The sequence below is a fragment of the Salipiger abyssi genome, from assembly GCF_001975705.1.
Taxonomy (GTDB): Bacteria; Pseudomonadota; Alphaproteobacteria; order Rhodobacterales; family Rhodobacteraceae; genus Salipiger; species Salipiger abyssi.
The window spans coordinates 3376448-3394384 of record NZ_CP015093.1; the positions used below are offsets into that span (position 1 = coordinate 3376448).

General features: G+C 65.8%; 17 protein-coding genes. 7 read left to right on the forward strand and 10 right to left on the reverse strand.

What is annotated here, in order from left to right:
* Nucleotides 1-41: 41 nt before the first annotated feature.
* The 5 genes from Ga0080574_RS20030 to Ga0080574_RS20050 form a co-directional block, all read right to left on the reverse strand.
* Entirely contained in the window at nucleotides 42-434 is a 393-nt protein-coding gene (locus tag Ga0080574_RS20030; RefSeq protein WP_076703648.1) for a hypothetical protein, read from the reverse strand.
* A gap of 103 nt (nucleotides 435-537) precedes the next feature.
* Nucleotides 538-1398: a LysR family transcriptional regulator gene (locus tag Ga0080574_RS20035; RefSeq protein ID WP_076703650.1), complete on the reverse strand. Its 861-nt coding sequence runs from the start codon at nucleotides 1396-1398 to the stop codon at nucleotides 538-540.
* Nucleotides 1399-1725: 327 nt separating this feature from the next.
* Entirely contained in the window at nucleotides 1726-3885 is a 2160-nt protein-coding gene (gene purL, locus Ga0080574_RS20040; RefSeq protein ID WP_076703652.1) for a phosphoribosylformylglycinamidine synthase subunit PurL, read from the reverse strand.
* A 72-nt stretch (nucleotides 3886-3957) separates the two neighbouring features.
* Nucleotides 3958-4815, reverse strand: coding sequence for a class I SAM-dependent methyltransferase (locus tag Ga0080574_RS20045; protein ID WP_076703654.1), 858 nt, complete (start codon nucleotides 4813-4815; stop codon nucleotides 3958-3960).
* Between the two features lie 241 nt (nucleotides 4816-5056).
* The gene (locus Ga0080574_RS20050) at nucleotides 5057-5962 is read right to left on the reverse strand and encodes a LysR family transcriptional regulator (RefSeq protein ID WP_076703657.1); all 906 of its coding nucleotides are present in this window, start codon (nucleotides 5960-5962) and stop codon (nucleotides 5057-5059) included.
* 165 nt (nucleotides 5963-6127) lie between these two features.
* Between Ga0080574_RS20050 and Ga0080574_RS20055 the strand changes: the two genes are divergently transcribed.
* The 3 genes from Ga0080574_RS20055 to ccmE all read left to right on the forward strand — a co-directional run bounded on the left by Ga0080574_RS20055 (nucleotide 6128) and on the right by ccmE (nucleotide 11025).
* Nucleotides 6128-9550 carry an indolepyruvate ferredoxin oxidoreductase family protein gene (locus tag Ga0080574_RS20055; protein WP_076703659.1) on the forward strand — a complete coding sequence of 1141 codons (3423 nt, stop codon included), beginning with the start codon at nucleotides 6128-6130 and terminating at the stop codon, nucleotides 9548-9550.
* Nucleotides 9551-9648: 98 nt separating this feature from the next.
* Nucleotides 9649-10461, forward strand: a complete 813-nt coding sequence (gene murI, locus Ga0080574_RS20060; protein WP_076703661.1) for a glutamate racemase — start codon at nucleotides 9649-9651, stop codon at nucleotides 10459-10461.
* A gap of 114 nt (nucleotides 10462-10575) precedes the next feature.
* Nucleotides 10576-11025: a cytochrome c maturation protein CcmE gene (gene ccmE, locus Ga0080574_RS20065; protein WP_076703663.1), complete on the forward strand. Its 450-nt coding sequence runs from the start codon at nucleotides 10576-10578 to the stop codon at nucleotides 11023-11025.
* A 76-nt stretch (nucleotides 11026-11101) separates the two neighbouring features.
* Here ccmE and Ga0080574_RS20070 read toward each other — a convergent pair whose 3' ends face one another.
* The 4 genes from Ga0080574_RS20070 to xth form a co-directional block, all read right to left on the reverse strand.
* Entirely contained in the window at nucleotides 11102-11605 is a 504-nt protein-coding gene (locus Ga0080574_RS20070; RefSeq protein WP_076703665.1) for a GNAT family N-acetyltransferase, read from the reverse strand.
* A 125-nt stretch (nucleotides 11606-11730) separates the two neighbouring features.
* Nucleotides 11731-12093: a Grx4 family monothiol glutaredoxin gene (grxD, locus tag Ga0080574_RS20075; RefSeq protein ID WP_076703667.1), complete on the reverse strand. Its 363-nt coding sequence runs from the start codon at nucleotides 12091-12093 to the stop codon at nucleotides 11731-11733.
* Nucleotides 12094-12220: 127 nt separating this feature from the next.
* Nucleotides 12221-12463: a BolA/IbaG family iron-sulfur metabolism protein gene (locus tag Ga0080574_RS20080; RefSeq protein ID WP_076703669.1), complete on the reverse strand. Its 243-nt coding sequence runs from the start codon at nucleotides 12461-12463 to the stop codon at nucleotides 12221-12223.
* Nucleotides 12464-12542: 79 nt separating this feature from the next.
* The gene (gene xth, locus Ga0080574_RS20085) at nucleotides 12543-13325 is read right to left on the reverse strand and encodes an exodeoxyribonuclease III (protein WP_076703671.1); all 783 of its coding nucleotides are present in this window, start codon (nucleotides 13323-13325) and stop codon (nucleotides 12543-12545) included.
* Nucleotides 13326-13663: 338 nt separating this feature from the next.
* Between xth and Ga0080574_RS20090 the strand changes: the two genes are divergently transcribed.
* From Ga0080574_RS20090 to Ga0080574_RS20105, 4 genes are all read left to right on the forward strand, one after another.
* The gene (locus tag Ga0080574_RS20090) at nucleotides 13664-14188 is read left to right on the forward strand and encodes a DUF6749 family protein (RefSeq protein ID WP_076703673.1); all 525 of its coding nucleotides are present in this window, start codon (nucleotides 13664-13666) and stop codon (nucleotides 14186-14188) included.
* 71 nt (nucleotides 14189-14259) lie between these two features.
* Entirely contained in the window at nucleotides 14260-15321 is a 1062-nt protein-coding gene (locus tag Ga0080574_RS20095) for a DUF6902 family protein (RefSeq protein ID WP_076703675.1), read from the forward strand.
* The gene (locus Ga0080574_RS20100; protein WP_076703677.1) at nucleotides 15318-16199 is read left to right on the forward strand and encodes a DMT family transporter; all 882 of its coding nucleotides are present in this window, start codon (nucleotides 15318-15320) and stop codon (nucleotides 16197-16199) included. Before Ga0080574_RS20095 ends, Ga0080574_RS20100 begins: the two co-directional genes overlap by 4 nt.
* 110 nt (nucleotides 16200-16309) lie before the next feature.
* Nucleotides 16310-17551 carry an Hsp70 family protein gene (locus Ga0080574_RS20105; protein WP_076703679.1) on the forward strand — a complete coding sequence of 414 codons (1242 nt, stop codon included), beginning with the start codon at nucleotides 16310-16312 and terminating at the stop codon, nucleotides 17549-17551.
* Between the two features lie 6 nt (nucleotides 17552-17557).
* Here the strand turns inward: Ga0080574_RS20105 and Ga0080574_RS20110 are convergent, their stop codons facing one another.
* On the reverse strand, nucleotides 17558-17881 hold the full coding sequence (locus tag Ga0080574_RS20110) for a HesB/IscA family protein (RefSeq protein ID WP_076703682.1): 324 nt from the start codon (nucleotides 17879-17881) through the stop codon (nucleotides 17558-17560).
* Between the last annotated feature and the right edge of the window lie 56 nt (nucleotides 17882-17937).

The following is a 17937-nucleotide window of genomic DNA, read 5'->3' on the forward strand; positions in this document are numbered from 1 at the left end:
GGTAGAAGAGAGAGTAAAAGAGAGAGAAGCTCGCGGCGGGGTCAGATTGCCCCGCGCCAGCCTGCACGCACCACACTGAACTTGCCGCCGCCGAAGATGATCAGCGGCAGGCCAAGCAGCACCACGATGGCGCTGCTCAGAAGAACCTGGCTGTCGGCGCTGCTGAGGCCGGGATGCACGATCTCAAGCCCGAGATACAGCGCCAGCCCCATCAGCGCGACGACGCGCGTGCGCACGCCGAAAAGCAACCAGATGCTGACGGTGAAGAGAAGCGCACAGATTACCGCGGCGGTCAGGCCCACATGGCGGGGCGACACATACCAGCCGATCTGCATTGCGTTCGTCTGAAAGAATTCACTGGCAACGGTGTAGCCGAGAATCGCGGCCAGCACGATGCGCAGCGCGCATTGCAGCGCGGAAAGAATGTCTGACATGGGTTTTCTGCTCGAAGTTCTTCTTTTGGTTGAGTGCAGCCTGCGCCAAACTGCCACAAGTGCCAATAGGTAATTTTGAAAGACTGCGCTTGCGGAAATGGAACTAGCGATCCGGAGCGCAGGCCGCGGCGGCGCGCTCGGCATCCTCAAAGCAGGTTCTGACCCAGTCGAGCGTGCGCCGGATGCCCGGATCGTTGCGGCGGCTTTCGTGATAGAACAGCCAGCACTCCTCGGTTTGCGGGTCTGCGTCGGGCAACATCGGTTCCAGATCGGGCTCTTCGGCGGCCAGCAGATCGGGCAGGGCACCGGGCAGGCGGGTCACCATCATCAGCCGGTGCAGCGCCATGATATTGTCGACCCGCAGACGTGGCGGGCGGCCAAAGGTCTCGTGTCCGAGGCGCATGAGCGGCTGGTCGTCATGAGCGTCGCTGAGGCCGACCCAGTTGCTGACGCATTCGCTCTTCCGATGCCGATAGAAGCGGAAACTCAAGCTGCCCACCCTGCGGGCGACGATCCGGCCCTGAGCCGGTCGGTTGAACTGGAGAACCAGATCGTTTTCGCCAAGCCCCTCCTTGAACATCCGGTCCGAGAAATCCAGCCGGATGCCGTCCAGCATCCTGTGATGCCGCGTCAGCCCGGGAAATAGCACTACGGCGGTGATGATCGGCAGGCTGCCCAGGCTGATCGAGACCGGTTCTGCCTCGCTGTCGACGATGCGGTTGTTCAGCGCGCTTTGCAGCTCGCCGTCGAAGCTCTGCGCCAGCTGGATCAACGGCGTTACCGCCTCGGACGGGCGCCAGCCTTCTGCGGTCTTGACAAAGGCCGGCATGCCGAGCGTTTCGGACAGCCGTTCGATGCGGCGCGATACGGTTGCCGTATTGGTGCCGAGACTCTTGGCGGCGGCGGTCATCGTTCCGGTCTTGGACAGCGCAACGAGAAAGCGCAGGTCGTCCCAATTGGTCATTTATTGCGGTCGTTTTCCTGTGGGGGCCAGACAACACACATTGCGCAAGCGCGCGGCACACAAAACGGAAACGCGTTTTACGAGAAAGGAGAAATGATCTTTCTCCCAGAGGCATAGATACTGCCTACGACCCGCCGGCGATTTTCGCAATCCCGATCTCTCGGTGGCAAATCGCCGGCGTGCAGGCGGAGGCCACCGATTGACACGTTCACGCCCGCTTATCCGCGCGGCGCGGATAAGAGTTCAAGCTTTACCTCAGGGAAATGGTGACTTTTGAAGTCAGGTTTTCCCGCAATGCCACGTGCCACGCATGACTCGCGGCGTGTCTCAGCCGAAAAGCGCTCCGAAACTGCTGCGATAGAGATGCGACAGATCGGACAAAGGCGCTTCGGAGCTGCCGAATTTCACCGTGTCGCCGGAGAAACTGCCGACGGTCTGGATCTCGACACCGGCACGCCCGGCGGCGATCATCAGCGCCTCGGCCTGATCGAAGCTGCACGCGACGAGATAGCGGCCCTGATCCTCGCCAAAGAGCTCGGCGGTGTCGGCGCTGCTGAGCTGCACGCCGGTGCCCGAGGCCTCGGCCATCTCGAAGGCGGCGAGCGCCAGCCCGCCATCGCTGAGATCGGTGCAGCACTTGATCCAGTCGCGGTTGTCGCGGATGAATGCGCCGTTGCGCTTCTCCTCGGCCAGATCCACCGCGGGCGCGTCGCCCTCTTCGCGGTTGAACACCTCGGCAAGCAGCGCCGACTGGCCGAGATGGCTGCCGGTCCGGCCCACGAGCAGCGCCACATGGCCGTCGCGCGCATAGCCCAGGATCGGCTCTTCATCGGCGGCGATGAGGCCGACGGCGCCGATGGTGGGGGTGGGCAGGATGCCCTCGCCGTCGGTCTCGTTATAGAGCGAGACATTGCCCGAGACGATCGGCATATCGAGCGCCGAGCAGGCCTCGCCGATGCCGCGCAGGGCCTCGACGAACTGGCCCATGATTTCGGGTTTTTCCGGATTGCCGAAATTGAGGTTGTCGGTGGTGGCCAGCGGCAGGGCGCCGACGGCGCTCAGGTTGCGATAGGCCTCGGCCACCGCCTGCTTGCCGCCCTCGACCGGGTTGGCCTTGACGTAGCGCGGCGTCACGTCGGAGGTGAAGGCCAGCTTCTTGTCGGTGCCATGCACGCGGATCACGCCCGAGCCGAAACCGGGGATGCGCATCGTGTCGGCCATGACCTGGCTGTCATATTGCTCATAGACCCATTCGCGCGAGCTGTAGTTCGGCGACGAGATCAGCGCCTTCAGCCCGTCCACCGGGTCGATCTGCGGCACCTCGGCAAGCTCGGTCGCGGGCTCGGAGGGCTCCCACGGGCGGTCGTATTCCGGGGCGGAGGAGGACAGACGCGACAGCGGCATGTCGGCCATGCAGACGCCATTGTGCATGATCAGGAAGCGATCTTCCTCGATGGTCTCGCCGACGATGGCGAAATCCAGATCCCACTTGTCGAACACCGCCTTGGCCTCGGCCTCTTTCGACGGGTCGAGCACCATGAGCATGCGCTCCTGGCTTTCCGACAGCATCATCTCATAGGCGGTCATGTTCTCTTCGCGCTGCGGCACCTTTTCCAGATCCAGCCGCACGCCGAGGCCGCCCTTGTCGCCCATCTCGACCGCCGAGCAGGTGAGCCCGGCAGCGCCCATGTCCTGGATCGAGATCACCGCGCCGGTCTGCATCAGCTCCAGCGTCGCCTCCATGAGGCGCTTTTCGGTGAACGGGTCGCCGACCTGAACGGTGGGGCGCTTTTCCTCGATGGTCTCGTCGAACTCGGCCGAGGCCATGGTGGCACCGCCGACGCCGTCGCGTCCGGTCTTGGCGCCGAGATAGACGACGGGACGGCCGACGCCGCTGGCCGCCGAGTAGAAAATCTTGTCGGTATCGGCGAGGCCCGCGGCAAAGGCGTTGACCAGGCAGTTGCCGTTATAGGCGGGGTGAAAGCGCACCTCGCCGCCGGCGGTCGGCACACCGAAGCAGTTGCCGTAGCCGCCCACGCCCTCGACCACGCCATGCACCAGGCGCCGGGTCTTGGGGTGGTCCTTTTCGCCGAAGCTGAGCGAGTTCATCGCCGCGATGGGCCGGGCGCCCATGGTGAACACGTCGCGCAGGATGCCGCCCACGCCGGTGGCCGCGCCCTGATAGGGCTCGATATAGGAGGGGTGGTTGTGGCTCTCCATCTTGAAGACCACCGCCTGACCGTCGCCGATATCGACCACGCCGGCATTCTCGCCGGGGCCGCAGATCACCTGCGGGCCGGTGGTCGGCAGGGTCTTGAGGTGGATCTTGGAGGATTTGTAGGAGCAATGCTCGTTCCACATGGCCGAGAAGATGCCAAGCTCGGTGAACGTCGGCTCCCGGTTGAGGATTTGCAGGATGCGCGCGTATTCGTCGGGCTTGATGCCGTGCGCTTCGATCAGCTCTTCGGTGATGGCCGGTTCCTGCATGATGCTTCCCCTCTGGCAGACTTGAGCGCTCTTTAAGCCAAGCCCGGCGCAGGGGGAAGGGGGCGCGGACGCTCAGGGGCGGATCGCCGAGAAAAGGTTGATGCGTGCGGGAATTTCGCATCCCTCCGGCGTGTCGTATTCGGCAAAGCGGCGCTCGACGGCGGCGAGGATCGCCTGCGCGTCGGCCTCGCTACCCTCCTTGCTGCGCAGCTGCGCCGCCACCGGGCCGATATGGCGCGCCAGAGCCGCCGCCTCGGCGGAACCGCCGGGCATGCTCAGCGTGGTGGCGACCTCTTCGGAGCGGATGCGCGCGGCACCCGCATGCGCCAGCAGCGCCTCGACCCGGGCGCGCTCGGCAAAGGCGGTGGGGCCGGGGGCGTGCGGATCGCCGGGGGCAGAGGGGCCGAGCCGAGCCGCCGCCTCCTCGGCGGCGATGCGGAACCAGCCGTTGTGCTCCGCCGCCGCCCAGGCGGCAAAGACCAGCCGCCCGCCGGGGCGCAGATGCGCCAGCAGATTGGCAAAGCCCGCCACCGGATCGGCAAAGAACATCAGTCCCATGCGCGAGACGCAGAGATCGAAGGGCGCGCCCTCATGCGCCCAGACCTGCGCGTCGGCGACGACGAAATCCGGCGCGCAGATCGTCAGCTCCGCCGCCCGTTCGCGCCCCACATCGACCAGTGGCGCCGAGATATCGAGCCCCAGCACATGGCCTTCGGGTCCGACACGCTGCGCCGCCGCGATCGCCACCGCGCCGGCGCCGCAGCCGATATCCACCACGCGCTCGCCCGGCTGCGGATCGGCGGCGTCGAGGATGAGCCCGGTGAGCCTGTCATGCAGGATGTCGAGCTCACGGTGCAGCCGCACCCAGTGCCGGCCGGGGCCGGTACTCCAGAACGATTGCTGTGCCGTGTTGGGCGTGGTCTCGGTCATGCGTTCCCCCTGATGTTGCCGCAAACACTACCCACGAATCCGGAGGCAGGGCCAAAAAAAAGGCCGAGCACAAAGCTCGGCCGAAGTCCAACAGGGAGGTATGAAGATGATGCGCGCTAGGGCGCTTCAAGCTTCATCTGCCGAATATGTTATCAGTTCTGAGTCGATCAAGGCATAAGACGCCGCAGGCGCAGCATTCCCGGCATGTGTGTGGCGCATGGCTCACACTTTTTACGGGAATTCAGTCTGCGCCCATTGCCCTAAGTTGCCGGCGATGCGCGAAGATTTCGTCCTGAACGAAGTCGCGGAAGGCCGATACCCGCTTGGAATGGCGCAGTTCTTCGGGATAGGCGAGGAATACCGGCACCTCGTTGCTTTCGACATCGGGCAGCACCCGGATCATCGAGGGGAAGTCCTCGATGATGTAGTCGGGCAGCACGCCGATCCCGAGATTGGCGATCACCGCCTGAAGCACGCCGAAATAGTTGTTCACCGTCAGCGCGGTCTGGATGTCGTAGGTCAGCAGCTCCTGCACCAGCAGCTTGCCGGCGCTGACCTGGGCGGAGACCGGATTCTGGCAGATCAGCCGATGCGCGGACAGCTCGTCCAGTGTCTGCGGCTCGCCGTGATCGGCGACGTAGTCCGGCGAGGCATACATGCGCATCTTGACCGACATCAGCCGCTTGCGGATGAGATCCGCCTGGCTCGGCTCCTTCATGCGGATCGCCACGTCGGCCTCGCGCATGGGCAGGTCGAGTACGCGCTCTTCCAGCATGAGGTCGATCTTGAGATCGGGATATTTTTCGTAGAGCTTGGTCAGGCGCGGGGCCAGCCACAGCACGCCGAACCCGTGCGTGGTGGTGACCTTGAGCTCGCCGAACACCTCTTCCTCGCTGTCGCGGATGCGCGCTGTGGCGGCGTCGATGCGCTTGACCATCGCTGCGGTGGCGTCGAACAGCAACTCGCCCTGTTCGGTCAGAATCAGCCCCCGCGCGTGGCGGTGGAACAGGGTCGCGTTCAGCGATTCCTCCAGCGAGCGGATCTGGCGCGACACGGCCGATTGCGACAGATGCAGCGCATCGCCTGCATGCGTCAGGCTGCCCGCATCGGCCACGGCATGAAAGATTCTTAGCTTGTCCCAGTCCATGGCGGTCACTTTCCCCGATTGCGGGCCCTGTATACGACACAATGCACTAATAGGAACCTATGGTTTCGTAACAGGGGGAAATCACAAAAATTTCCCTGTGATGGTCAGCTTAATTGACCTATTCTTGCATCATACTGCCCATCGGATGAGCGTTGGGAGGCGCACATGACCAAGCAAGAGATCTCGCTCGAAGACCGCTTCGATCTGGAGAAAAGCCCGGTGCTGCTGAATGGCACCCAGGCGCTGGTACGGCTGATGCTGATACAAAAGGCACGCGACCGCGCAGCAGGGCTCAACACAGCAGGATATGTGACCGGATATCGCGGCTCGCCCCTCGGCGCCGTGGACATGCAGATGAGGCGTGCCGGCAAATATCTGACGAAAAACGACATCGTCTTTCAGGAAGGTCTGAACGAAGACCTGGCCGCAACCGCCCTATGGGGCGCGCAGCAGGCCGAACTGCGTGGCGAAGGCAAATATGACGGGGTCTTCGGGCTCTGGTACGGCAAGGGGCCGGGCATCGACCGCTCCGGCGACGTGATGCGGCACGCCAATATGGCGGGCACCTCGAAACACGGCGGCGTGCTCATGGCCATGGGCGACGACCATACCGGCGAAAGCTCCACCGTGCTGCATCAGTCGGAATGGGCGATGGTTGATGCCTATATGCCGGTGGTCTCGCCCGCCGGCGTGCAGGAGATCATCGACTACGGCGTCTATGGCTATGCGCTGTCGCGCTTTGCCGGCCTCTGGGTCGGGCTCAAAACCATGAAGGACACGGTCGAGGCCACCTCGGTGATCGACGGCCGCCCTGACCGCATGTCGCTTGTGCTGCCGCAGTTCGACATGCCGCCGGGCGGGCTCAATATACGGCTCGGCGACAATCCGCACGATCAGGAAGCGCGGATGATCGACTACAAGCGCTTTGCCGCAGAGGCGTTTTCGCATGCCAACCGCATGGACAAGCGCATGTGGGGTAAGCCGGGGGCGAAGATCGGCTTTGTCGCGGCGGGCAAGAACTGGCTCGATCTCGAACACGCGCTGGCGCTGCTGGGCATCGACGAGGCCGAGGCCGAGCGGCTTGGCATCACCACCTACAAGGTCGGGCAGGTGTTTCCGCTCGATATGAAGGGCTTCCACGACTGGGCCGAGGGGCTCGACCTGATCGTCGTGGTCGAGGAAAAGCGCAAGCTCATCGAGGTGCAGGTCAAGGAGGCGATCTTTGACGACCGCCGGGGCCGTCGCGTCTGGGGCTGGCACAAGGGCGGCGGCGCGGGCTCAATGCACGGGCCGGAGCTGTTCCAGACCAAGGCGGCGCTCGATCCGATCATGATCGCCGAACGGCTCGGCGACATCCTGATCGAGGAGGGGCGCGGCACCGATGGCATCAAGGCGGCGCTCCGGTCGCTTGCCGAGGCGCGCAAATCCGACAATGCCGAGGATATCGCGGCGCGGCTGCCCTATTTCTGTTCCGGCTGCCCGCACAACACCTCCACCAAGCTGCCCGACGGCAGCCGCGGCTATGCCGGGATCGGCTGTCATTACATGGTGCAGTGGATGGACCGCGAGACCACCGGTTTCACCCATATGGGCGGCGAGGGCGCCAACTGGATCGGCGAAGCGCCGTTCTCGACCACCAAGCATGTCTTCCAGAATATCGGCGACGGCACCTACAATCACTCGGGGATTCAGGCCATTCGCGCCGCCGTCGCGGCGGGCACCAGCATCACCTACAAGATCCTCTTCAACGACGCGGTCGCCATGACCGGCGGTCAGCAGAACGAGGGCGGGCTGAGCGCGCAGCAGATCACCGAAGAACTGCTGGCGATGGGGGTGAAACACGTCGCCCTGGTCTATGACGAGAAGGAAGAGATCGAGCTCGACGCCTTTCCCAAGGGCATCGAGAAACACGAGCGCGCCGAGATGGATACGGTGCAGAAGCGCTTTGCCGAGATCGAGGGCGTTTCGGCCATCGTCTATGTCCAGACCTGCGCCGCCGAAAAGCGCCGCCGCCGCAAGCGCGGCAAGTTCCCCGATCCCGACCAGCGCGTGTTCATCAACACCGATGTCTGTGAGGGCTGCGGCGATTGCGGCGTGCAGTCGAACTGCGTCGCCATCGTGCCGGAAGAGACCGAGCTTGGCCGCAAGCGGGCCATCGACCAGTCGAGCTGCAACAAGGATTTCTCCTGCCTGAAAGGCTTCTGCCCGAGCTTCGTGACGCTGGAAGGGGCCAAGATCCGCAAGGCGGCGACCACCGCGCTCGAGCTGCCCGACATGCCCGCGCCGCAGCTTCCCGAGATCGACGGCACTCATAACGTGGTGATCACCGGCGTCGGCGGCACCGGCGTGGTGACCATCGGCGCGGTGCTGGCGCAGGCGGCGCAGATCGCCGGGCTCGGCGCCGGCATGATGGAAATGGCCGGGCTCGCTCAGAAGGGCGGCGCGGTGCATATCCACCTGCGGCTGGCCAATCGCCCCGAGGATATCTCGGCGGTGCGCGTGGCCATCGGCGAGGCCGATGCGCTGATCGGTGGCGATCTGGTGGTGAGCGCTGGCGCCAAGACGCTCGGTCTGACCCGCGCGGGCCGCACCGGCGCGGTGGTGAACAGCCACGAGATCATCACCGGCGATTTCACTCGCAACACCGAGTTCGCGCTGCCCTCCGACCGGCTGAAGCTGGCGCTCGAGGCGCGGATGCAGGACCGGGTGCAGCTTTTCGACGCCAGCGAGCTGGCGCGCGCGACGCTGGGCGATTCGATCTTTTCCAACATGATGATCCTCGGTGCCGCCTGGCAGCGGGGGCTGGTGCCGGTGCCGCATGATGCCATCGCGAAGGCTGTAGAGCTGAACGGTGCGGCGGTGGAGAAGAACCTGCGTGCCTTCGAGATCGGCCGCTGGGCGACACTGCATCCGGAGGATGCGGCGCGTCTGCTGACGCCGAATGTCGTCGACAAGCCCAAAACGCTCGACGAAAAGATTGCCTTCCGCGAAAACCACCTCATCGCCTATCAGGGCAAGCGGCTGGCCAGGCGCTATCGCCGGATGCTCGATCAGGTCGAGGACACGCGCCTGCGCGAGGCGCTGGCCAAGGGCTATCACAAGCTGCTCGCCTACAAGGACGAGTACGAGGTGGCGCGGCTTCATCTGGAGACCCATGACAAGGCGCTCGCGACCTTTGAGGATGGGTTCAAGATGTCCTTCCACCTGGCGCCGCCGATGCTGTCCAAGACCGGCCCCGACGGCCGTCCGGTCAAGAAGCGCTATGGCGAGGGCATGCTGCGCGGCTTCCGTGTGCTGGCAAAGCTCAAAGGGCTGCGCGGCACGCCGCTCGATCCCTTCGGGCGCACGGCGGAGCGCAAGATGGAGCGCGCGCTGATCGCGGAATACGAGGCCGATATGGCCGAGGTGCTGCCCAGGGTCACGCCCGAGACGCTCGACGCCACCGTCGCGCTGGCCGAGCTGCCGATGTCGATCCGGGGCTTCGGCCCGGTGAAGGAGAAGAACCAGCAGCAGGCCGCCAAGCGCCGCGAGGAACTGCTCGCGGCGATCCGTCAGGGCGGGGCACCGCTCGCGCAGGCCGCCGAATAGGTCTGCGGCTTCCGTCGGAATGGATTTTCCGGCACAACCTGCCTAAGAGCAAAACAGCGCCGCGCGACTCGCGCGGCGCGCGAGGCGGAGACAGGCAGATGGCGGTAGGTGTGTTCGATTCCGGACTGGGCGGGCTGACGGTGCTCGACGCGGTGGCCGAGCGGCTGCCCGAGGTGCCTTTCGTCTATTTCGCCGACACCGCCAATGCGCCTTATGGCGTGCGCGACGCCGACGACATCTACAACCTCACCACCGCCGCGGTGGAGCGGATCTGGGAGGCGGGCTGCGATCTGGTGATCCTCGCCTGCAACACCGCCTCTGCCGCCGCGCTGCGCCGCATGCAGGAGAGCTGGATCCCCCGCGACAAGCGCGTGCTGGGGGTCTTTGTGCCGCTGATCGAGGCGATGACCGAACGGCAATGGGGCGACAACTCGCCGCCGCGCGAGGTGGGGGTGCAGCATGTGGCGCTGTTCGCCACGCCCGCCACCGTGCGCAGCCGCGCCTTTCAGCGCGAGCTGGCCTTCCGTGCCATCGGCGTGGATGTCGAGGCGCAGGCCTGCGGCGGGCTTGTCGATGCCATCGAAGAGGGCGACATGATCCTCGCCGAGGCGCTGGTGCGTTCCCATGTGGACGCGCTCAAGCGCAAGATGCCGACGCCGGAGGCGGCGATTCTCGGCTGCACGCATTACCCGCTGATGCAGGATATCTTTCAGGACGCGCTGGGGCCGGAGGTCTCGGTCTATTCGCAGGCCAATCTGGTGGCCGAGTCGCTGGCGGATTATCTCCAGCGCCATCCCGACATGCTGGGCTCGGGCAGCGAGACGCGCTTTCTCACCACAGGCGACCCGCGCAAGGTCTCGGGCCATGCGACGCGCTTCCTGCGCCGTGAAATCAGTTTCGAGGCGGCCTGAGCGCCCGCGTCAGGGCGCCGCAATTTGATCTGACGCACTTACATCCGGGCTTTTGAATGCCATATAGTGTAAGCTGATGAACATCCGCGGCGAACTCGGGTAGGAGGAGGCACCATGTCGCTCAAATCGCTTAAGAAACAGCGCCGCATCCAGGTGGTTGCGCTCGCCGCCGTCGCGCTGGTGATCTCCACCGCGCTGATCGGCTATGCGATGCGCGACGGCATCAATTTCTTTCGCTCGCCCAGCCAGGTGATGGAAGAGCCGCCCTCGCCGAACGAGACCTTCCGCATCGGCGGTCTGGTGGAAGGCGGCTCGCTCATTCGTGGCGACGGGCACGAGATCCGCTTCAACGTGACCGATGGCGGCGCCACGGTGCCGGTGGTCTTTGCCGGCGTGCTGCCGGATCTCTTCTCGGAAAACCAGGGCATGGTGGGCACCGGGCGCTATGTGGACGGGGTGTTCAACGCCTCGGAGATCCTCGCCAAGCATGACGAGACCTATATGCCGAAAGAGGTCATGGACGCGCTGAAGGAGCAGGGGGTCTATCAGGATCCGAATAGCTGAGCTTCGGTCTTTCGGGGATATCCGAAGCAGGGCTGAGTTGATTGAGGGCGCGCCGGTTGGGCGCGCCTTTCGTGTTTCAGCTCAGCGGTATCTCGAAGAAGCACAGCTCTTCGGCCTCGCCCGGCGCGTAGGTCGCGTAGGGTCCACGTTCGTGAAACCCCATGGCGGTATAGAGCGCGCGGGCCGCGTGCAGCGTCTTCATCGTGTCGAGCAGGGCGCGGCTCTGGCCGCGTGCCCTGGCGCGTGTCAGCAGCTCCTGCACAAGCGCGCGGGCGGCGCCCCGGCCACGCCCCTCGGGGGAGACATAGACCCGCTTGATCTCGCAGCTGCCATCTTCCAGCGCATGCGACATGGCGCAGCCCACTGGCTTGCCCCCTGCCAGCGCCAGCAGCACCGCGTCATGGCCCTCGGGCAGCCGGTCCAGCGTTTCGGCATAGGCCGCTTCGGGATAGAAGCTGTCGACCAGCACGCGGCCCATCGGGTCGTGCTCGGCGAGGTGTCGGCGGTAATCCAGGCAAAGCCTGCGTACCGCTGCCAGCTCCTCCGCAGTACGGGCGTCGCGAATCTCGATCTCCGGCATTCCAGCGCCTTTCCCTGTCGTTTCGGGATATTCCGAAATACCCGCGCCCAACGCTAACCGCATCCCGAAACGGAAAAAAGCAGCCCGTGGGCTGCTTTTCCTGATCGCCGGGGCAGGGTGCGCCCTCAGGCGTTCGCTTCGCGGATCTTCTCGGCGGCGTCCTTGTTGTAGGTCACGCCGCTGGTTTCGAGGAGCTGGTCGAGCTCGCCCGACAGGGTCATTTCGGTGATGATGTCGCAGCCGCCGACGAATTCGCCCTTTACATAAAGCTGCGGGATGGTCGGCCAGTCGGAATAGTCCTTGATGCCCTGGCGGATCGCATCGTCGGCCAGCACGTTCACATCGAGGAAATCCACCCCCATGTAGTTCAGCACGCCCGCTACGCGGCTGGAAAAGCCGCATTGCGGCTGGGTCTTGGTGCCTTTCATGAACAGCACCACATCATTGGCTTTCACCGTGTCGTCGATCGTCGTCTTCGCGTCGGTCATCGTGTTCTCCTTACGAGGCGCCGCTCATTCGCGCGCCTGGCCCGCCAGTATCGCGAGCCGTGTCTCATGAAGCCGGCCAGATCCGCGCACCATGTGGTTACGCCGAGCAGGCCGCTTGGCTCTGTCATCACTCCGGCGCCTTGGTGGTCAGCGCCAGCGCGTGCAGCGCGCCGTTATTGCCGTCCATCTTGCCCTTCAGCGCGGCATAGACCGCGCGCTGCTGCTGAACGCGGTTCTTGCCACGAAAGCTCTCGTCGATCACCTCGGCAGCGTAGTGATTGCTGTCCCCCGCAAGGTCGGTGATGGTGATCTTCGCATCGGGAAAGGCGGCCCGGATCAGCTGCTCGATCTCCGTCGCTTCGATGGCCATATGGCGATACTCCGCTGTTCAGTGTCCTGTGCGACAGATGTAAGCCCCATGCCGCACAGGCGCAAGCATGCGCCGCAGGTCAGCAGGCCAGATCGACCCAGACCGGGACGTGGTCGGAGGGTTTTTCGCGGCCCCGGATCTCGCGGTCGATCTGCACATCGGTCATCAGGTCTGCGGCCTGCGGCGACAGCAGCACATGGTCGATGCGGATGCCATTGTTGCGCTGCCAGGCGCCTGCCTGGTAATCCCAGAACGAGTAGTGCCCGGGGCCGGGGTGGCGGGTCCGGAACGCCTCGGTGAAGCCCAGGTTGAGGATCCGGCGGAAGGCGGCGCGGGTCTGCGGCAGGTAGAGCGCATCCTCTTCCCAGGCCTCGGGTTTCGCCGCGTCCTCTGCCTGCGGAATCACGTTGTAATCGCCGGCCATGAGAAACGGCATCTCCTCGGCCAGCAGGGCGCGGGCGCGGGCCTCCATGCGTTCCATCCAGGCGAGCTTGTAGTCGTATTTCGGCCCCGGCGCCGGGTTGCCGTTGGGCAGGTAAAGCCCGCAGAGCCGCAGCGCGTGGGTGTCGCCCACAACCGTCGCCTCGATCCAGCGCGCCTGCTCGTCCTCGTCATCGCCGGGCAGGCCGCGCGTGACGTCCTCCAGCGGCAGTTTCGACAGGATCGCGACGCCGTTGAAGCCTTTCTGACCGTGGGTTTCGACCTGATAGCCGCGCTCTTCGAAATGCTCGCGGGGGAAGGCCTCGTCGACGGATTTGATCTCCTGGAGCAGCGCCACATCGGGCTGGGCCTCGTCGAGCCAGTCGCTCAGGGCCGCGATGCGTGCCTTGACGCCGTTGATGTTGAAGCTGGCGATCTTCATTGGGCCCTCCGCTGTGTTGATCCAGCTATCGCCCAGTCGCCCTTCAGGGGCAAGCCCGCAGCCCGTTTGACGGCGGCGATTCGAGCGAAAAACCCGGCGATTCGCAGGTTTTCAGCGGACGCAGAAATTCATCCACAGAAAATATTTTCCTGTGGAGAAATCAGAATTTTCAACTTTTCGGGCCGGCTAGCGGCGGTCCTTCATGTGCATAAATCGTGTATTATTCAACCTATGCAAGAAAGCATATTGCCAGAAACACGCATTGGCGGAAACCCTGAAACGGCCAAATGGCACGAACTTCAACGCCAAAATCGGCTTTTTCTCACAGGGGTTTCCAGATGTCCGCTCAACTCAAGCATGCAATCACTGAAGAATCCGTTGACGCGCTCGGCGCGGATCTGTTCGGCGGCGACGGCTGCGCGATGTTCACCTCGGGCGCCGCGCCCATGGGCAGCGAAACGATGACCGGCGACGCGCTGGAGATGTTCACCTCCGGTGCCGCTCCGGTGACGGGTTCCGCCGCGACCGGCGAGGCCACCGGTCTCTTCACCTCGGGCGCCGCGCCGATGGGCAGCGCCACCATGACCGGTGAGGCCGTCGCGCTCTTCACCTCCGGTGCCGCCCCGGCGCAGTCGGAAACCGCCAGCGGCGACGCGGTGGAGCTTTTCACGTCGGGTGCCGCACCGGTGACCTCCGAGGCGTCGCAGGGCGATGCGGTCGAGATGTTCACCTCCGGCGCCGCACCGACCGCAAGCGACGCGATCCGCGGCGACGCCGTGGAAATGTTCACCTCGGGCGCCGCGCCCAAGGGCACCCGCGCCGCAGCGGGCGAGGCCACCGGCCTGTTCACCTCGGGCGCCTGATCGTCCGAAGTCTTTGCAGCGGGCGTCTTGGGGATGAGACGCCCGCGCGCACCAGAAAGAAGAGGCCCGACATGACCAATGTGATCGCGCTCCGGCCCAAAGCCCGCATCGCCACGCCGGAGACCGGCGCGGCCGCGCTGCTGACCAGCTTTGCCACCTGCCGCCGGCGTCAGGAGGATGTGTTCTGGCTGAAGGAAAACGCTGAGCTTCTGAACATTCTCGAATGCACCGGCACCATGCTGCCGCGCGCCGCGCTGGAGGCGCTGGCGGGCTTTTACGAGACGGTCGGGAAGCGGCTGGCCTTTTTCCCGCAATATTATCGTTTCCTGCTGTCCATCACGCTGGATCTCGAGGATCTGGGGATGGAGGGCGACACCGGCGCGATGCTGGCCGACCGCGCGGCGCGCGAGGATTTCGCCGGCGCCGAGCTGTCGGACCTGCAACGCATGGAGGCGCGCCGGCTGCTGGCGCGGCGCGGCGTGGAGGGTCCGGAGGATGCAGGACTGACCGACCGGCTGCGCGCGTTTTGCGCCCGGTCGCAGACCTTTGCCTTGCCGAACAAGAAAGCCGCCTATGAGCTGACCCATATCGTTTTCTATCTCAGCGAATACGGACGGCGCGACCCCGAGCTGGGGGCGGAGGCGCTCACCAGCCTGCATTTTGCCGGCAACCTGGCATTTCTTGAGCAGAATTCCGATCTTCTGGCCGAAATCTGCATCGCGCTGCGCTATGCCGGCGCCGAGCCGCCGGCGCTCTGGACGCGCTGGCTGGCGCGCGAGACGCATCTGTTTGCCGTCGAGCAGGGCGAGGGGCTCTCGGTCGCCGACGACTACCACGATTTCCTCGTGTGCAACTGGCATGCGGCGGTGACGGGGGCCGAGCCCTTCCGCAAGCCGCTGGTGGCGGAGCGCATGCGCTTCACCCGCTCCGAACGTGTCGCGGCACCGCTGCGCGAGCTGTCGGAGGCGCTCTTTGCCGAAGGCGATGCGCGCCGTCCGGACTGGCCGGCGATGCGGGCACGGATGCAGGCGCGGCTGTCGCCGCAGACGCTCGATGTGGTCGATACGCTGGCCGGGCAGTCGGCGCATTTCGATGCCTTCTTTGAGGGCTTCGCCCGCGCGGGGCAGGCATGAGCGCCGCGCGCAGTGCGCTCGCGGGCGCCGGGCTGGTGGCGCTCTATACCGGCGCCATCGCGGCGGCGGACGGGATAACCAAGCTGATCGCGGGCGGCTACGCCGCGCCGCAGCTTTTTGCGCTCTCTTCGGGGCTCGTCATTCTGCTGTCGCTGGCCGCTGCGCGGCGCGGCGGGCATGGCGGGCTGCGCACGCGCTGCCGGGGTGTCATGGCACTGCGCGCCATGCTCACGGTGCTGGCGGCCATTGGCTTCTTTCAGGCCTTCCGGCTGCTGCCCTTTGCCGATGTCTTCCTCTTCATCGCGCTGATGCCGCTGATCGCGGCGGCGCTTTCCGGCCCGGCCCTGGGTGAGCCGGTGCGCCCGGCGGTGTGGCTGGCGCTGAGCCTCGGCGCGGCGGGGGTGCTCTGCCTGATGCCGGCGGGGCGGCTGGCGGTCGATCCGGGCCATCTCTGGGCGCTTTTTGCGGCGCTGACGGGCACCGGCTCGATGGTGGCGGCACGCTATATCGCGCGGATCGAGCGGGTGCCGCTGGCGCAGGTTTTCTGGCCCAACCTCGCGCTGATGCTCACCATGGGCGTGGCGCTGCCCTTTGTCTGGCAGCCGATGGGGCTGGCGGATCTGGGCTGGGTCGCGGGCTACGCGCTCTTTCTATTTGCCGCGCGCTGGCTCTCGGTCGAGGCGCTGCGGCTGCTGCCGGCCTATGTGGCGACGCCGCTGATGAATCTGCAATTCGTCTGGATGGTCGCCATCGGCTGGTGGGGCTTTGGCGAGCTGCCGGGCATGGGCACGATGCTGGGCGTGGCGCTGGTGGTGGGCTCCGGGCTCTGGCTGGTCGCCGACGAGGCGCTGCCCGCCCGCCGCGCGCTCCGCGCCTGATCCTGTCCCTCTGACACCGCCCCGGGGTCCGCGCGATCCCGGGGCGGTGTCTTGCGCGCCCCGGCGCTTTGCGGTAGCGGCAGCACCTTCCCGCCGCAAAGGATACCGCCATGCCCGTGTCCGCCACGCTTGCCGTCGATTTCGGAACCTCGAATTCCGCCGCCGCGATGCTGGAGCAGGGCACGCTGCGGCGCATCGCGCTGGAGCCCGGGGCCGAGACCCTGCCCACCGCCGTGTTCTTTCCCGAGGAGGGCGGCGCCATGCGCATCGGCTCGGCGGCTGCCGAGGCGCTGATCGCGGGTGAGGACGGGCGCTATATGCGGGCGCTGAAAAGCGTGCTGGGCACGCCGCTCTTTCACGAGAAACGCCTGATCGCCAAGCGTCGCCGCACGCTGGCCGAGATCGTCACCGCCTTTCTGGTCGAGGTAAAGACCCGCGCCGAGGCGCAGACGGGCAGGGCGTTCGACCGGGTGCTCTCGGGCCGCCCGGTGCATTTCCACAGCTCCGACACCGCGCGCGACGCGGCGGCGCTGGCCGATCTGCGCGGCTGCTACGAGGCGGCGGGGTTTGCGGAGGTGGAGTTCCTCTATGAACCCGAGGCCGCCGCGCGCTCCTGTCAGGAGGCAGACCGCCCCGGCGAGCTGGGGCTGGTGGTCGATATCGGCGGCGGCACGTCCGATTTCTCGGTGTTCCGCGCCGCGCCGGAGGGGATCGAGATCCTCGCCTCGCATGGCATAAGGCTGGGGGGCACCGATTTCGACCGCTCGGTCTCGCTGAGCCACGCCATGCCGCTGCTGGGGCTCGGCTCGCAGTTGCGCCGACCGCTGGGCGAGGGGCTGCTGCCGGTGCCCAATGCGCTCTACGTGGATCTGGCGACCTGGGCGATGATCCCGTTTCTCTACACCGCCGACACCCTGCGCGCCGCCCGCGACATGAAGCGCCATGCGGTGGAGCCGGAGAAATTCGCCCGCCTTGTCAGCGTGCTGGAGGACGAGCTCGGCCACGAGCTGGCCTTTGCCGTGGAGCGCGGCAAGATCGCCGCCAATAGCGGCACGCCGGGTGCCGCCATCGAGATGGGGGTGATCGAGCGCGGGCTTGCGGCGCCGCTCACAGCCGGGGCGCTCGCCGCCGCGCTGACGGAGGCGGGCGAGCAGTTGCGCCACGCCATGTACGAGACGCTGCACCGGGCGCAGGTCACGCCGATGCAGATCGGTGCCGTGGTGCTGGTCGGCGGGTCGAGCCTCATGCGGCTGGTGGCCGACGAGGCGCGCGCGGTCTGCCCCGGCGCGCGGCTGCGCCGGTCGGAGGCGTTCACGGCGGTGATCGACGGTCTGGCGCTGGCCACCGCCTGAGCGTGCTCACATGGCGAAGCTGGTGCCGCAGCCGCAGGAGCTGGTGGCGTTGGGATTCTCGATCACGAACCGCGCGCCGATCAGCTCTTCGGTGAAGTCGATCGTGGCATCGGCCAGGAAGGGCAGCGAGATCTGATCGACGACCACGCGTTCGCCGCTGCCTTCGAGGACGAGATCGTCCTCGGCGGGATCGTCGAGCGTGATTTCATACTGGAATCCCGAGCAGCCGCCACCCTCGACCGCAACGCGCAGGGCCTTGCCCTGGGCATTGGCGCCGATCTCGTTGAGGCGGGCAAAGGCACGCTCGGTGACTTTCGGAGGCAGGTTCATGTCTGGACTCGCAAAGGTTTATCTCGGGAGGCACCCGTAATATAGGGAGGACAAGG

What these genes read in the sequence shown, in the direction of transcription:
- ccmE (WP_076703663.1), top strand. Translation starts at nt 10,576, where the DNA reads ATGTCGCTCAAATCGCTTAAGAAACAGCGCCGCATCCAGGTGGTTGCG.
- Ga0080574_RS20110 (WP_076703682.1), bottom strand. Translation starts at nt 17,881, where the DNA reads ATGAACCTGCCTCCGAAAGTCACCGAGCGTGCCTTTGCCCGCCTCAAC.
- Ga0080574_RS20100 (WP_076703677.1), top strand. Translation starts at nt 15,318, where the DNA reads ATGAGCGCCGCGCGCAGTGCGCTCGCGGGCGCCGGGCTGGTGGCGCTC.
- Ga0080574_RS20095 (WP_076703675.1), top strand. Translation starts at nt 14,260, where the DNA reads ATGACCAATGTGATCGCGCTCCGGCCCAAAGCCCGCATCGCCACGCCG.
- Ga0080574_RS20045 (WP_076703654.1), bottom strand. Translation starts at nt 4,815, where the DNA reads ATGACCGAGACCACGCCCAACACGGCACAGCAATCGTTCTGGAGTACC.
- Ga0080574_RS20090 (WP_076703673.1), top strand. Translation starts at nt 13,664, where the DNA reads ATGTCCGCTCAACTCAAGCATGCAATCACTGAAGAATCCGTTGACGCG.
- grxD (WP_076703667.1), bottom strand. Translation starts at nt 12,093, where the DNA reads ATGACCGACGCGAAGACGACGATCGACGACACGGTGAAAGCCAATGAT.
- Ga0080574_RS20070 (WP_076703665.1), bottom strand. Translation starts at nt 11,605, where the DNA reads ATGCCGGAGATCGAGATTCGCGACGCCCGTACTGCGGAGGAGCTGGCA.
- Ga0080574_RS20050 (WP_076703657.1), bottom strand. Translation starts at nt 5,962, where the DNA reads ATGGACTGGGACAAGCTAAGAATCTTTCATGCCGTGGCCGATGCGGGC.
- Ga0080574_RS20035 (WP_076703650.1), bottom strand. Translation starts at nt 1,398, where the DNA reads ATGACCAATTGGGACGACCTGCGCTTTCTCGTTGCGCTGTCCAAGACC.
- Ga0080574_RS20055 (WP_076703659.1), top strand. Translation starts at nt 6,128, where the DNA reads ATGACCAAGCAAGAGATCTCGCTCGAAGACCGCTTCGATCTGGAGAAA.
- Ga0080574_RS20030 (WP_076703648.1), bottom strand. Translation starts at nt 434, where the DNA reads ATGTCAGACATTCTTTCCGCGCTGCAATGCGCGCTGCGCATCGTGCTG.
- murI (WP_076703661.1), top strand. Translation starts at nt 9,649, where the DNA reads ATGGCGGTAGGTGTGTTCGATTCCGGACTGGGCGGGCTGACGGTGCTC.
- Ga0080574_RS20105 (WP_076703679.1), top strand. Translation starts at nt 16,310, where the DNA reads ATGCCCGTGTCCGCCACGCTTGCCGTCGATTTCGGAACCTCGAATTCC.
- xth (WP_076703671.1), bottom strand. Translation starts at nt 13,325, where the DNA reads ATGAAGATCGCCAGCTTCAACATCAACGGCGTCAAGGCACGCATCGCG.
- purL (WP_076703652.1), bottom strand. Translation starts at nt 3,885, where the DNA reads ATGCAGGAACCGGCCATCACCGAAGAGCTGATCGAAGCGCACGGCATC.
- Ga0080574_RS20080 (WP_076703669.1), bottom strand. Translation starts at nt 12,463, where the DNA reads ATGGCCATCGAAGCGACGGAGATCGAGCAGCTGATCCGGGCCGCCTTT.